Origin of the sequence: Pantoea sp. B65 (genome assembly GCF_047308185.1) — a bacterium.
In the GTDB taxonomy this organism is placed as follows: Bacteria; Pseudomonadota; Gammaproteobacteria; order Enterobacterales; family Enterobacteriaceae; genus Erwinia.
On the sequence record NZ_JAHXPU010000045.1, the window covers coordinates 308,474 to 323,216 of the forward strand.

At 50.8% G+C, this 14,743-nt stretch carries 12 protein-coding genes and 1 pseudogene; 10 read left to right on the top strand and 3 right to left on the bottom strand.

The window, feature by feature from the left end:
* The first annotated feature begins 21 nt into the window (after positions 1 to 21).
* Positions 22 to 798 carry a transporter substrate-binding domain-containing protein gene (locus JWF83_RS25510; protein ID WP_413653298.1) on the top strand — a complete coding sequence of 259 codons (777 nt, stop codon included), beginning with the start codon at positions 22 to 24 and terminating at the stop codon, positions 796 to 798.
* Between the two features lie 47 nt (positions 799 to 845).
* On the opposite strand, the gene pepT is transcribed toward JWF83_RS25510, so the two are convergent.
* Entirely contained in the window at positions 846 to 2,072 is a 1,227-nt protein-coding gene (gene pepT, locus JWF83_RS25515) for a peptidase T (RefSeq protein WP_413653300.1), read from the bottom strand.
* Between the two features lie 99 nt (positions 2,073 to 2,171).
* Here pepT and JWF83_RS25520 point away from each other — a divergent pair.
* The 3 genes and pseudogenes from JWF83_RS25520 to JWF83_RS25530 form a co-directional block, all read left to right on the top strand.
* Positions 2,172 to 2,369: pseudogene (locus JWF83_RS25520) on the top strand (ABC transporter substrate-binding protein); the annotation flags it as partial.
* 379 nt (positions 2,370 to 2,748) lie between these two features.
* The gene (locus tag JWF83_RS25525) at positions 2,749 to 3,255 is read left to right on the top strand and encodes an autoinducer binding domain-containing protein (RefSeq protein WP_413653543.1); all 507 of its coding nucleotides are present in this window, start codon (positions 2,749 to 2,751) and stop codon (positions 3,253 to 3,255) included.
* A 365-nt stretch (positions 3,256 to 3,620) separates the two neighbouring features.
* Positions 3,621 to 4,364: a helix-turn-helix transcriptional regulator gene (locus JWF83_RS25530; protein WP_413653301.1), complete on the top strand. Its 744-nt coding sequence runs from the start codon at positions 3,621 to 3,623 to the stop codon at positions 4,362 to 4,364.
* Here JWF83_RS25530 and JWF83_RS25535 read toward each other — a convergent pair.
* Positions 4,278 to 4,982, bottom strand: coding sequence for an acyl-homoserine-lactone synthase (locus tag JWF83_RS25535; RefSeq protein ID WP_413653302.1), 705 nt, complete (start codon positions 4,980 to 4,982; stop codon positions 4,278 to 4,280). The genes JWF83_RS25530 and JWF83_RS25535 overlap by 87 nt on opposite strands.
* A gap of 698 nt (positions 4,983 to 5,680) precedes the next feature.
* Positions 5,681 to 6,604, bottom strand: coding sequence for a LysR family transcriptional regulator (locus JWF83_RS25540; RefSeq protein ID WP_413653304.1), 924 nt, complete (start codon positions 6,602 to 6,604; stop codon positions 5,681 to 5,683).
* Positions 6,605 to 6,756: 152 nt separating this feature from the next.
* Between JWF83_RS25540 and JWF83_RS25545 the strand changes: the two genes are divergently transcribed.
* The 6 genes from JWF83_RS25545 (at position 6,757) to JWF83_RS25570 (ending at position 14,740) form a co-directional block, all read left to right on the top strand.
* A complete protein-coding gene (locus JWF83_RS25545) occupies positions 6,757 to 8,187 on the top strand; it encodes a M20 family metallopeptidase (protein ID WP_413653305.1) in 1,431 nt (476 codons plus the stop codon).
* Positions 8,184 to 9,461: an MFS transporter gene (locus JWF83_RS25550; RefSeq protein ID WP_413653306.1), complete on the top strand. Its 1,278-nt coding sequence runs from the start codon at positions 8,184 to 8,186 to the stop codon at positions 9,459 to 9,461. The genes JWF83_RS25545 and JWF83_RS25550 overlap by 4 nt, the downstream gene beginning before the upstream one ends.
* A gap of 176 nt (positions 9,462 to 9,637) precedes the next feature.
* Complete coding sequence (locus JWF83_RS25555; protein ID WP_413653307.1) at positions 9,638 to 11,416, top strand: EAL domain-containing protein; 1,779 nt, start codon at positions 9,638 to 9,640, stop codon at positions 11,414 to 11,416.
* Positions 11,417 to 11,690: 274 nt separating this feature from the next.
* Positions 11,691 to 12,011 carry a PTS sugar transporter subunit IIB gene (locus JWF83_RS25560; protein WP_413653308.1) on the top strand — a complete coding sequence of 107 codons (321 nt, stop codon included), beginning with the start codon at positions 11,691 to 11,693 and terminating at the stop codon, positions 12,009 to 12,011.
* The gene (locus tag JWF83_RS25565) at positions 12,011 to 13,339 is read left to right on the top strand and encodes a PTS sugar transporter subunit IIC (protein ID WP_413653310.1); all 1,329 of its coding nucleotides are present in this window, start codon (positions 12,011 to 12,013) and stop codon (positions 13,337 to 13,339) included. Before JWF83_RS25560 ends, JWF83_RS25565 begins: the two co-directional genes overlap by 1 nt.
* A gap of 15 nt (positions 13,340 to 13,354) precedes the next feature.
* Positions 13,355 to 14,740 (top strand): glycoside hydrolase family 1 protein, encoded by a 1,386-nt coding sequence (locus tag JWF83_RS25570; RefSeq protein ID WP_413653311.1) that lies wholly within the window; start codon positions 13,355 to 13,357, stop codon positions 14,738 to 14,740.
* The last annotated feature ends 3 nt before the right edge of the window (positions 14,741 to 14,743 follow it).

Here is a 14,743-nt window from a genome sequence, read left to right on the forward strand (position 1 = left end):
AATTATCCTGAGGGGAATTTGATGAAGAAATTGAATGCACTGTTGGTCGCGGTAGGTTTGCTCTCTTCTGTATCGGTGCTGGCGCAGGAGACGTTGCGCTATGGTCTGGAGTCACAATATCCGCCGTTTGAGAGCCGTAACGCTCAGGGTGAACTTGAAGGCTTTGATATCGAACTGGGTAATGCCATCTGTAAAACCGCCAGCCTGAAATGCAGCTGGGTGGAGAGCAGTTTTGATGCGTTGATCCCGGCGCTGGCGGCGAAAAAATTTGATGCGATCAATTCGGCAATGAATATTACCGAACAGCGGATGAAAAACATCGGTTTCACCACCCCTATCTACCGTATTCCAAGCCAGCTGGTGGCACACACCGACAGTGGTTTGCAGCCAACGGCTGAAAGTTTGGCCGGGAAAAATATCGGCGTGCTGCAGGGATCCGTGCAGGAAACCTATGCGAAACAGTATTGGGAAAGCAAGGGCGTAACGGTCACTTCTTATCAGGATCAGAATCAGGTATACAACGATATGGTGGCGGGGCGTCTGGATGGTACGCTGGTTATGTCAGCCGCCGGACAGTCTGGCTTCCTCGATAAGCCGCAGGGCAAAGGCTTTGGCTTTGTTGGCAAACCGGTTGAGGATGAGAAGATCCTTGGCAAAGGTATCGGTTTTGGGCTGCGCAAAGATGACGCTGCGCTGAAAAAACAGCTGGATGCCGCGATCGTGAAATTGCAGCAGGATGGTACGGTAGCCACCCTGGCGAAGAAATTCTTCCCGGGGATTGATGTCAGTGTGAAATAAATCCGGTGCAGGGCGGCAGATGTTGTCGCCCTGCAACACCTGATTATTTATTCTGCCGCCAGATGGCAGAGTTTTTCCGCCACCTGGTATGACTTCACAAAAGACGGCACCGGCAGAAACTCAAACTGCGAATGAAAGTTATGGGCGCCGGTAAAGAAGTTTGGCGTTAATAATCCTTTTGCCGACAACGCCGCACCATCAGTGCCGCCGCGCATCGGTATCACCTTCGGTTCAATCTGCAGCTGCTGTAGCGCGGCAAAAATCAGATCGATCGCCCGCCGATCCCCGGTAATAGCATTACTGATATTGCTGTACACATCGCTGACGCTAAACGCCACCTTACCGGTGGGATAGCGTGCGGCAATTTTCGCCGCCACATCGGCAATCTGCTGTTTACGCCAGGCAAACTTCGCCAGATCGAAGTCACGAATCGCCGCCTTCAGGTGCGCCTGATGCGCATTGGCATTGATTTCGTTAAACCAGATATAGCCTTCGCGACCTTCGGTATGCTCTGGCGTTTCCAGCCGATCAAACTGGCTGATAAAGTCATGCGCCATTAACAACGGGTTGACCAGTACCCCTTTGCCGGACATCGGGTGGGCACTGACGCCGGTCAGCTGAATATCTGCCGACGCGGCGTTAAAGTTTTCATACACCACTTCACCCAGTTCACAGCAGTCGATGGTATAAGCAAAATCAACGTTAAACCGCTTTTCCAGGTCCAGCGCTTTAGCGCCGCGCAGACCTATCTCTTCATCAGGAACAAATGCCACCACAATATCACCGTGCTTGCCGCTAAGATTTTCCATCAGCGTCATCACTACCGTCACCGCCGCCTTGTTATCCGCGCCCAGCACGCTGGTGCCATCACTAAAAATAATATCCTGGCCCTGATAGGCCAGGATCTCGGGATGTTCCGCGGTGCGCAGCCAGATATCCGCAGCCTGATTCAGGCACAGGTCACTGCCGGTGAAATGCAGCGTTTGCGGATGAATATCAGCAGATAACCCGACATCGACGGTATCAATATGGGTGATAAAACCGATGCGCGGCGCAGCCGGGCAATTACCGGGTTTAACCGCGGTAACGGTAGCGTACTGATCAATAACCACCTCCTGTAAACCCAACTGGCGCAACTCTGCCGCCAGCATGTTGGCCATTTCGTGCTGCTGCGGCGTACTGGGGAGTACCGTTGCCCGGGCGTCACTCTGACTGCTTACCGCCAGGTAGCGGTAAAAACGGCGGGTTAACTGACTGGCCAAATCTTGGGTCATAACGCTTCCTTCTTGATGTAAAGCATCTCTTGTTCAGACTGGTGGCAAATTAGGTTATTTATTCAGCAGATGTAAATTGGTTTTGCGCACCTGAAACCGATCGCTGTCGCCGCTGCTGAACAGGATCATAGCAAGCGTATTGCACTATACCCGCAGGCACAACCGATCATGCATGATCAGGTTCCGGCGGTGATGGTTGCCCATTCGACCCTTTTTTAACCGGTGCGCAAACAGGCTACCGGCGATGAAATAGACCCTTTTGGCAAGCATATTTTTAATCAGCTGGATTTAAACTAAACGAGACACGGCGCTTCCTGTTGCAGGCGGGGCCGGATGAATTAAAATGTTGATGGTGACGCTGGGGGAGAGGAGTGAAGGTTGGTAATCAAGTCTCTGCCACGGCATTTATATACCTGATGACAGCAGACACTGATTACCAACTGTAACAACAACGTTAAAGACGCGTAAATTTCCCTGGTGTTTGCCTGATGGCAACCTGAACAAACGAGATCAGGATTTTATTCAATTTAATACGGTCAAACTAATTTTTTCTATCTTGCTATTTATGCTGAAGACTATAATCTTTTCTTACCGATAAAACCAGTTAGACTATGGTATAGGTCAAAAACGTACTTTGTCTGCTAATTCATTAGCCTGGGAATAATAATGTATGCTAATGTCACTTTGTTGCGAAAATGAAAAGATCATAAATGATTACCTTAAAAATAATTTGAATAGTTATGGAGAGTTACGTTATGCATGCATGATAATGAATAAAGACAACCCGGATGAATTTTATCCTATTACTAATTATTCAAAGCAGTGGGTAGATATATATAAAATAAATAGTTACCAAAGAATTGATCCGATTATCCTGGCTGCGACCACCACGGCATCACCATTTTCATGGGACGATGATCGGGTACTGAACCTGAGATTACAGCATCCGGCGCTGTTTAATCTCGCTGAATACTATAACATCATCCATGGTCATACCTTCGTGTTGCACGATCAGTATAATCATTTAGCCACCCTGTCTCTCACTATTGGCAAGGGAGAGAGTAAGGCGTTTGATGCGATTATTCAGCAGCACAAGGCCTGTTTTCAGATGTTACTTATTAAGACACATGATCTAATGCTCAGTTTTCTGCACGCTAACGCAACGCCAACGCAGCATCCCTGACGCGGATCACCTTTATCGCTTAAGTTTTGCTGCAGATCGCCTGACAGCCAGTGCGTGAGGTTGTTTTTCGCCATCATCAACGGTGATTCGCATAATTGCGATGCTGGCACCCTTGGCTAAAAAACAGTAATATCCTCTTATTGTATTGAATATAAAAGAGTTACCCTGTGAGATTAGTCTGGATCGAGGGGCTGCGCCCGCCGCTTCGTTGAACGATTATCTCGCCCTAAAGGATATTTAGCGCTGATTATCAGCCGCGGGCTGGGGCTGCCGTCGCAGGGGATTTTTTTATTATACTACAAAAATGTTTATGTTATACTTCTGGCCTTGTAATGGACTGTGTTTGGTGATGACGGGAGGATACAGTGTCTAATCTGTTTTTTAATAATGAATTTATTAATACCACCATAAAAAGCTATCTGGAAAGGAAGCTGGAGGGATATAACAACGTTAAGTATGCCTATGCCATAATGAACAAGAAAAATCCGGCACAGTTTTCAATTATTTCAAATCGAACGGAATGGTTTGACGTTTACACCGCTAATAATTATCAGTTTATCGATCCGGTGCTTATCACCGCGGCACAACGTGTCTCCCCCTTTGCCTGGGATGAGAACATTGTTATCAATTCTGGCCTGAAAATCCCCAAAATATTTGACAGCGCAAGAGATTATGACTTTGTCAATGGCTATACTTTTGTCATCCATGATCCCAACAATAATTTGGTGGTGCTATCAATCATTATTGATAAATCCTGCGATGAAAATATGGAGAAGCTGGTTGCGGACAGCCAACCCGAACTTCAGATGTTACTCATTGCGACGCATGAAAAAATGACGTCCCTTTATAATCAGGCAAGTAGCAATGCCGAAGATGAAAAAATTGATAAAGAGATCTTTTCCCGGCGTGAAAATGAAATTGTTTACTGGGCAAGTATGGGGAAAACCTACCCGGAAATTGCACTTATTCTGGGAATAAAGTTAAGTACGGTTAAATTTCATATCGGCAATGCTGTTAAAAAATTAGGTGTTACTAATGCCAAGCATGCCATAAGACTGGGTGTCGAGTTGCAACTTATCAGACCGATTTTTCCTGACGCCAAAAGATAATGGCCATGCGTTTAACTGGCTGGTAAAAGTTGGGTTTGTCTTGTTGATGCGATCAATCAAAATCTGCTGATTCATCTCATCAACGGGCATAAAAATAAGATAAATAGGCTCGTTTTTTTCTGATAATCCCTGCTCGATCACCGCAATTTTCCAACCCGACCTTTTGAAGATAATCATCATTGGGTGACTGACAATGGCATAAATGCCTTCGTAGCCACCATGGCGCGCATAGTTGATCATCGCTAAAAACATCATTGAACTGATGGGTTTCTGGCTGAGGCCACAGGATCTGGCTCGTTCTTTATCAATAAAAAGTCGGCTGGCATCAATATAATTACCTGATGGAATTTCCAGTTTATCGAAGTAAGACTGGAAGGTGCCGGTAATCATATTGTGATGTTTTATTTCGATAAAACGAATACTGCATATAACCATATTCTCGTAGATGCCAAATAAGTATGTTGTATGGTTATTATCATACTCATCGAATTCCATATTATTCTGACAGTTAACTATCCAATCCAGACGATCTTTAAATGTTTTTTTCCTAAGAGTAAACAATTCCTCAGACCTGTTATTAGATAGTAAATTATAGTTTACATCGAAGATTCGCAACATTTCGATCTGTTCCTTAGTTATGGCTGATAACGACATCACGGTGCTGGGTTTAAAGAATCTTATCAGTTAAGAAAAACTAAGTAAATAATTACATAAGGCCGGTTTCACTATGGTGGGCTATTGATAGCCATAATCTTCTGTTTGTTAATTTATGATTCTCAAATCAGTCGCGTTGTTTTCTCTATTATCAAGTTTTATGAATCAGTGTCAGCTGTGCAGCGGATTCTGGATTTTGTCGTTCGTGTTCTTTATCCTGGTGTTAAACCACGAGCGCAGTGAGCGTACATCATCTAATTCAATAAGTTATATTTTTACCTGCCGTTAATGACGAAAATTTGCGCAAGTTGATGTTATCAGCAAGAGAATGCGAATACTCTTAACAGATGAAATAATTAAGATAAATTTAACTGATTAGTCGGTTATTATTGTTTGCTATACCAAGGTTAAGCATATAAATCGGTGTTTTTCAACATTCAGGCGATACTGAAACCATTGCCGATAGCCGATACGTTATTAAAACGCAGGGAGGCAAATATCAGGTGTGGGGAAGTTGGAATTATTTGTTATGCATTAATTAAATTTTTATTAATGCCTTAGCGTATTTAGTTACCCAGAAAGGGAGCGGCGGCGAAATAACCGGCAGTCGATATGCTGTATTAAGTTGCCGCTACTCGCGCCGTGGATGGTGAATCTGCTGATTAAAAACCAAACACCTGCTGAACCCGATCGCTTTGTTGTTTCATCTGCTCGCTGACAAATTGCAAAAACAAATTTAGCGCGGCACTGCGCTGACGGCCTGGCGGCGTCTGTATTTGCAGAGTGCGCTGGGTCAGTTGATCAACGCCGAAGGTTTTCAGCACCAGATGATGTTCCTGCGCCTGATACATCACCGTGAAATGACTGCACAGCGTAATTGCCTGCGGTGAATGCAGTAAAAAATTATAGTGGCTGGAAAAGAAGTTGCAGGTCAGAACCGGTTCAATAAAGGTGCCGCTCATCCGGCAGGCAAGATCAAATAACTGTCGCACGGTGGTGCCCGGTTCCGGCAGCGCCAGCGGGTAGTGGCTTAAATCACTCAGCGTCACCTGCTGTTGCGCCAGCGGATGCTGGTCTTTCATCACCATCAATACCGGTGCGGCAAAAGATGAAATCACTTCGACGCCGCGTTCCGGATGCAAACTAAACTGGAATGCCACATCGCAGTCCCCATCGCGCACGACTTCGGCGACCTGTTTGCCGCTCAATACGCGCAGGCTGAAGGTTACCGCCGGATTGATCTGCCGGAAACGGGCGAACAGCGCCGGCAGCAAATAGAAAGCCATACCATCAGTACAGGCGACGCGAATTAATGTCCGGCGCACGGCATTCAGCCCCTTTATCTCAGCAATAGCATGTTCCATATCCGTCAGGCTTTTGCGCACATGGTTTTCGAAAATCTGCCCGGCTTCATTCAGGATCATGCCACGCGCATGTCGTTCAAACAGCGGCACGCCGATGCGCGTCTCCAGCCGCTGAATCTGCCGGCTGATCGCCGATACCGCCACAAACAGCTGTTCACTGGCCGCGCTGAGCGAGCCGGTATTGACCACGGCCAGAAAATAGCGAATTTCACTGCTATGCATAGTGCTGCCTCGTTACGGTGCATGCCTTGTTATCGGGCAAGATCTCCTTGCTAATAAAGCAAAGCTTGTTTCAAAAATTAACAATTGTGGCAAAGCGTGATTTTAGCTTAGATAAATCTGATAACAAAACAGAGAAACACAACGGACAGACTATGACAGGTGAACAGGCAGTCGCGCTGGCAACGGCGTATTTCGACAGTGGGGAATTTAAACAGGTTCTGGCACGCCGCGTGGCGCTGGCGACGGAAAGCCAGCGCGACGATCGCGATCTGCAACTGCAGCGCTACCTTGATGAGGAGATCGCACCGGCACTCAGGGCATTAGGTTTTGCGCTGCATCAGTTTGACAATCCACAGGCGCAACATCGCCCGTTTCTGATTGCCACCCGGATTGAAGATCCGGCGCTGCCGACCATGTTGTGCTACGGCCATGGCGATGTGGTATTTGGCGACGACGAGCACTGGCGCAGCGGGCTAACACCATGGCAACTGGTGGAAGAGGGCGACCGCTGGTATGCGCGTGGCAGTGCGGATAATAAAGGGCAGCACAGCGTGAATATTGCCGCACTGGAACAGGTCTATAAAGCGCGTGGCGGCAGGCTTGGCTTTAACTGCACATTTCTGTTTGAGATGGGGGAAGAGATCAGCTCGCCGGGACTGGCGGAAATTTGTCGGCAGCAGGCTGAGTTATTACGTGCCGACCTGTTTATTGCCTCCGACGGCCCGCGTCTGAACGCACAGCGTCCGACGCTGTTTCTCGGCTCACGGGGTTGCGTGAACTTCCGCCTGAGCATTAATGCGCGACCGAAGGATTACCACTCCGGTAACTGGGGCGGTTTGCTGAGTAATCCCGGGACGCAGTTGGCGAACGCCATTGCCTGTCTGGTTAATGATCGGGGCCAGCTCCAGGTGGCGGCGCTGAAGCCACCGGCTATCAGCGCTGAAGTACGGGCCATCCTCAGCGATATTGCGGTTGGCGGCAATGCTAACGATCCGGCGATCGCCAGTCAGTGGGGCGAAGAGGGACTGAGCGGCGCGGAACGTCTGTATGGCTGGAATACGCTGGAAGTGCTGTCGTTTCTTACCGGTAATCCGGCACGTCCGATGAATGCCATCCCGGGGAAAGCCACGGCGGTCTGCCAGTTACGCTTTGTGGTGGAAACCGACTGGGAAAATCTGGCCAGCCATATCCGCCAGCATCTGTGCCAGCACGGTTTTGATTATGTGGCCGTTGAAGTGATCCGCGGTACGCCAGCCACACGCCTCGATCCCACCGATCCGCTGGTGGCGTGGGCGCTGGAGGTGATGGCAACCACCAGTGGTAAAAAACCGGCATTGTTACCCAATCTTGGTGGTTCACTTCCCAATGAAGTGTTCTCGGATATTCTCGGCCTGCCAACGTTGTGGATCCCGCACTCCTATCCGGCCTGCGGCCAGCATGCGGTGGATGAACATATGCTCAAATCTATCGCCCGGGAAGGGTTGCAGATGATGACCGCACTGTTATGGGATTTGGGAGAGAAGGGAGCGCAGCTGATCGCGCAACATCAGGCGCATCAGGCGCAGTCAGGAGCGAAATTATGAGTGAATTAACCCAGCGGGCGCCGGCTGCCAGTTCGGTAAAACCCAGCCTGCATAAAACCCTGTTCGCCACCTGCATTGGCAACGCCCTTGAGTGGTTTGATATTGCCGTGTATGGCTTTTTTGCCAGCTATATTGCGCACGCGTTTTTCCCCAGTAGCGATGCATCGGTATCACTGCTGCTGGCCCTCGGAAGCTTTGGCGTCTCCTTTTTAATTCGCCCGCTTGGCGCGATTGTACTGGGCGCCTATGCGGATCGGGTTGGGCGAAAAAAAGCCTTGCTGGTCTCTATCTGCCTGATGATGCTCGGTGGGGTGATGATTACCTTTATGCCGTCATACGGCACCATTGGCGTCGCCGCGCCGATTATCATCCTGCTGGCGCGTCTGATTCAGGGATTCTCGGCGGGGGGGGAGTTTGGTAGCTCAACGGCATTTTTAGTTGAGCATTTTCCCGAGCGCAAAGCGTTTATCGCCAGCTGGCAGTTTGCCACCCAGGGCGCCAGTACCCTGATGGCATCCGCTTTTGGACTTGGCTTAACCTCGTGGCTGAGCGAAACGCAAATTCAGGACTGGGGCTGGCGTATTCCTTTTGCTTTTGGGCTGGTTATCGGGCCGGTAGGGCTCTATATCCGCCGTCATCTGCATGAGCCTGCCAACTTTAAGGCCGCCGCGAAACCTGCTGCGCCGCTGAAAACTCTGGTGGGGCGCCAGAAAGAGTTATTATTACTGGCAATCGGACTGATGGTCATCTCGACGGCCATCAACTATATGCTTAACTATGTGCCAACCTATGCGACAAAAAACCTGCATCTGCCAGGCTCAGTGGCGTTTGGCGCGACGCTGCTGGCCGGGGTGATCCTGACGGTGGTGACGCCTTTGATGGGATTATGGGCAGAAAAGGTCGGGCGCATTCCGCTGATGTGGTGTTCACTGATCCTGCTGATTATCACTATCTATCCGGCGTTTATGCTGGTGGTCAACCATACAACCCCCCTGACATTGATGCTGCTGGTGGGCTGGATGGCGTTACTGAAATCCATTTACTTCTCTACCGTACCGTCATTGATGGCCGACCTGTTTCCGATGGAAACCCGCGCCAGCGGCATGGCGATCAGCTATAACATTGCGGTTACGGTATTTGGCGGTTTTGCGCCGCTGGTCTGTAGTTTATTGATCACCGCCACCGGCACCAGTCTGGCGCCGAGTTACTATCTGATGATCCTCGCTCTGCTCAGCGGCTGGGCATTACTGCGCAGCCAGCGCCGCCTGGCGTAACAGCGATACTCCTCTGGCGGAAGCCGCTCTGCTTCCGCCGTTTTCAGCGCCCCAAAAAATTCCTGTCAGGAATATATATCGCAATAAGCTTCCGAAAGGTTACTATTGCCGACAAGACCTGAATTCGGGTTGTCTGTGGGATTAATCCTATTTGCTGGCGCTTTCGGTGATAAACAATGGTAACTGAGCACAATAAAGATAATAAAAAACGACTTGCCGCGCTGGAAATGCTGAAATCCACGGACAGTACCCGTGACGATATTCTGCAAAAGTTTATCCGACTGGCCAGTGAACTCCTTGATATACCCGGAAGTTTTGTTTCTATCATTGATGACGAACGGCAATATATCCGCGTCTCACATAATTTTAACCTGCGTGAAAGTTCTCTTGAAGACGCCTTTTGCCGCCATACTGCCGCGGCCGGGAAAGTGCTGGTTTGCGGCGATACGCTGACCGATGAACGTTTCTGCCGTAATCCCCTGACCCTCGGTCCGCCGTGGATCCGTTTTTATGCCGGCGCGCCGTTGCGCACCGCCGACGGGTCGGTAATCGGCACCTTCTGTGTGACGGATACCAAACCACATCAGTTCTCGGCGCAGGACATGGAGACGCTGGAACTGCTTGCCAGCCTGGTCAGCGGTTATCTGCAGGCATGGTATAAAACCGGCTATATTGACGTCGTCACCCTGTTGCCAAACCGCCAGCGCTTGCTACGCGATATCGAAGCGCTGGCTGATAAGGGCGATAACTCGCCGCATCAGCTGGTGTTGATCGACTGCATTGATATGCCGCGGGCCTGGGAGATGAGCCGAACCCTGGGAATTAGCGCGGTGGAGTCATTGCTAAGAGATATTGCGATGCTACTGCGTTTGCGGTTGCGGTTGAAACCGACCGATGTGCTGTATACCGCGGCCACCGGACGTTTTGCCCTGTTAACCAGTGAAACCAGTCCGCTGACCGGCAGCAGCATCAGCAGCAAGCTGGAGGGCATTCGCGCGCAGATTACCGATGATATTTCCGTCAGCCTGGATGTGCATGTCGGCATGGTTCGTTTCAATGCTCTGGCGGGCGAGGGCGTGGAAACCCTGAGAAAAGCGGTGAGTGCGTTGCATGAGGCCGTCGTCACCGGGCAAAGCTTCCTTGAATATAACGCCGCGGTCGATACGCAGCAGCATGATGATTTCTTGCTAATTAACGATATCACCGCCGCACTGCAGGGGGATGGCGGGCTGTATCTGGTTTACCAGCCGAAGGTTAACCTGCAGAGCGGCAAAACGGTAGGACTGGAGGCGCTAATCCGCTGGCGGCATCCACTGCGCGGTGAGCTGGCGCCGGATAGATTTATCCCACTGGTGGCGCGTTCCAGCCTGATGAATAAGTTAACCGACTGGGTGATTCATAACACACTGCGGCAGCTGACGCAGTGGAAAAGTAAAGGGATCCATATCCCGGTATCGATCAATGTCACGGTGACTGATTTTTCGCGGCCGGGTTTTGCTACTCAGCTGGAAGAGAAAATGTTACGCATGGGGCTGCAGCCTGACGATCTGGGGATTGAATGCCTGGAAACCGAAAAGGTGCTGGAAAGCGCTGCGGCACTGAGCGGGCTGGATATGCTGAAGCTGAGAGGTTTTCGTATCTCGCTGGATGATTTCGGATCCGGTTATAACAACATCAGTTATCTGAGAAGACTGCCAATGGATGTCATCAAGCTGGATCGGTCGCTGATCAGCCGGGTGGCGAGCGATACCGCCAGCCGTATTATTGCCAGAAGCGTGATTAATATGCTGAAAGAACTGGACTACATTGTGCTGGCGGAAGGGGTGGAAGACAAAGAAACGGCCAACTCATTGCGTGCTTATGGCTGTGATGAAGCACAAGGTTTTTACTATTCGCGACCGCTGCCTTCGATACAGGTTGAGGGATGGTTGCTGTGGCAACAGCGCGAAGCTTAACAATTGCCATCCCGTCGCGGATGGCCGCTGCGCTACTGCTCGTTAAGCGCCACCAACCATAACCCGCCAGTCAAATAACCCTGCTCTCGGCCTGCGGCAATGGCCGGAGCGGCAGGGATGGTTTTTTCTCTCAATCTTCGTGATGTATTTCACATCCTGCTGGCGTGCATCGTGGGGTTTTATGAAGCAGCTCGCATAATCCTTGCATGATGATGGAAACCGGTTTCCAAATCGTTTCCACTCTAACCTCGAACACCCACAGGGAGTAGAGGTCATGTACAAGATTATGCTTTGCTGTTCCGCCGGAATGTCTACCAGTTTGCTGGTGCGTAAAATGCTGGAAGAAGCTGATAAACGTGGTCTGGCAGTGGAGATAGCGGCTTACAGCGCCACCGAGTTTAGCGACCGTTTTGCGGATTATCAGGTGGTGCTATTAGGGCCGCAAATTAAGTATATGCTCGACAATCTGGCCGCCACGGCTGCCGGACAGGGCATACCGGTGGCGGTGATCAATATGATGGATTACGGCATGCAGCGCGGCGATAAAGTGCTCGACTTCGCCCTGCAGTTGATTGCTGACAAAGGAGCAGCATAATGGGCTCACTTTATCAGGTATTGATTACCATCATCGAGCGCAGGATCACGCCAATGGCCGCTGCGGTTGGGCAGCAGCGCCATGTTATCGCCATCCGCGATGGCTTTGTTACCGCGCTGCCGTTTATGATTATCGGCTCCTTTATGCTGGTGTTTATCTTTCCGCCGTTTTCTCCTGATACCAGCTGGGGTTTTGCCCGCGCCTGGCTCGACTTTTCGCTTAACCACCGCCAGCAACTGATGTTGCCTTATTATCTCAGTATGGGGGTGATGACCTTTTTTATTTCCGTCGGTATTGGCGCCAGCATTGGTAAGCATCACAAACTCGATCCGGTGATGACCGGCTTACTGGCATTTATGGGTTTTCTGCTGGTTGCCGCACCCTATCAGGATGGCAAAATATCCACCGAGTATTTCTCCGGCCAGGGTATTTTCACCGCCATTATCACCGCCCTGTATACCAGTGAAGTTTATGCCTGGCTGAAGCGGCATAAAATCACTATCCGCCTGCCGAAAGAGGTGCCGACCGGTGTGGCGCGTTCGTTTGAAATTCTGATCCCGGTGATCGTGATTGTCGCTACCCTGCATCCGCTGAATCTGCTGATCGCGTCCTGGACCGGGATGATTATTCCTGAGGCAATTATGCATCTGCTGGCGCCGCTGGTCTCAGCGTCCGACTCGCTACCGGCGGTGCTGCTGTCGGTACTGGTGTGCCAGGTGCTGTGGTTTGCCGGTATCCATGGGGCGCTGATCGTTACCGGCATTATGAACCCGTTCTGGCTGACTAATCTTGCCGCCAACCAGGCGGCGCTGGAAGCCGGCACCAGCTTGCCGCATACCTATCTGATGGGGTTCTGGGATTTTTATCTGCTGATTGGCGGCGTAGGCTCCACCTTGCCACTGGCCTTTCTGCTGCTGCGCAGCCGCGCAGCGCATCTGCGTACCATCGGTAAAATGGGCATCGTGCCGAGCTTCTTTAATATCAATGAACCGATTCTGTTCGGCATGCCGATTATTATGAACCCGTTATTTTTCCTGCCCTTTATCTGCGTGCCGATGATTAACGCGATCTTCGCCTGGACCGCAACAAAATTAGGCTGGGTGGCGCAGGTGGTGTCAATGGCGCCCTGGACCACGCCGGGACCGATTGGCGCATCCTGGGCGGCAAACTGGGCATTCAGTCCGGTGGTAATGTGCCTGTTCTGCATGCTGATGTCGGCGCTGATGTATCTGCCTTTCCTGCGGGTATATGAGCGTAGTCTGCTGCAACAGGAAGCAGAACAATCCCCGGCCGCCGCTGCGCCCAGGCCGGAAATGACCGCCCGTTGATCAGGAGAATTTCCCATGCAGTATCAGTTTCCGCAACATTTCTGGTGGGGCAGCGCCAGCTCGGCGCCGCAAACCGAGGGTGACAGTCTTAATGGCGGCAAAAGCGCCACTATCTGGGACCACTGGTTCCGGCAGCAGCCGTCGCGTTTTCATCAGCAGGTAGGCCCGGCAGAGACATCGGGCTTTTATCAGCACTGGCGCGACGATATTGCCCTGCTGAAACAGCTGAACCACAACAGTTTCCGCACCTCGATTTCCTGGGCACGACTCATTCCTGACGGACGCGGTGCGGTCAATCCGCAGGCGGTGAGGTTTTATAATCAGGTGATCGACGAACTACTGGCGCAGGGTATTACGCCGTTTATCAACCTGTTTCATTTTGATATGCCGCTGGTAATGCAGCAGCAGGGTGGCTGGGAGAGCCGTGAGGTCGTCGATGCGTATGGTCGCTATGCCGACCACTGTTTTCAGTTATTTGGCGATCGGGTAAAGCACTGGTTTACCTTCAATGAACCGATTGTGCCGGTTGAAGGCGGTTATCTGTATGATTTCCACTACCCGAACGTGGTTGATTTCCGGCGTGCGGCGACGGTGGCTTATCACACCATGCTGGCCCATGGCATAGCGGTACAAAACTATCGTCAACGCCAGCAGGGCGGGGAAATCGGCATTATCCTTAATCTGACCCCTTCGTATGCGCGTTCCGAACATCCGGCGGATGTCGCCGCGGCAAACATTGCCGATTTAATGTTTAATCGCAGCTTCCTCGATCCGGCGCTACGCGGCTGTTATCCGCCGGAACTGCTGGCGCTACTGAAGCAATATGATCAGCTACCGCTATGTCAGCCCGGCGATAACCAACTGCTGGCGGCGGGCGTCGTTGACCTGCTGGGGATTAACTATTATCAGCCGCGTCGTATTAAGTGCCGTGATTCGCAGGTTAACCCACAAAGTCCGTTTATGCCGGAGTGGTTTTTCGACCATTATCAGATGCCGGGAAGAAAAATGAATCCTTATCGCGGCTGGGAGATCTATGAGCCGGGGATTTATGACATTCTGACGCTATTACGGCAACAGTATGGCAATCCGCGCTGCTTTATTTCAGAAAACGGCATGGGCGTGGAGAATGAACAACGCTTTACGCAGCACGGGCAGATCCAGGATGATTACCGCATCGATTTTGTGCGCGAGCATCTGCAGTGGCTGCATCGTGGCATTACCGAAGGCAGCAACTGTCTCGGGTATCATATGTGGACCTTTATCGATAACTGGTCATGGTGTAATGCGTATAAAAACCGCTATGGTCTGGTGCAACTCGATCTGCAAACCCAACAGCGCAGGGTGAAGAAAAGCGGAGAATGGTTTGCCCGTACCGCCGCGAATAATGGCTTTTCCGGCTAACAA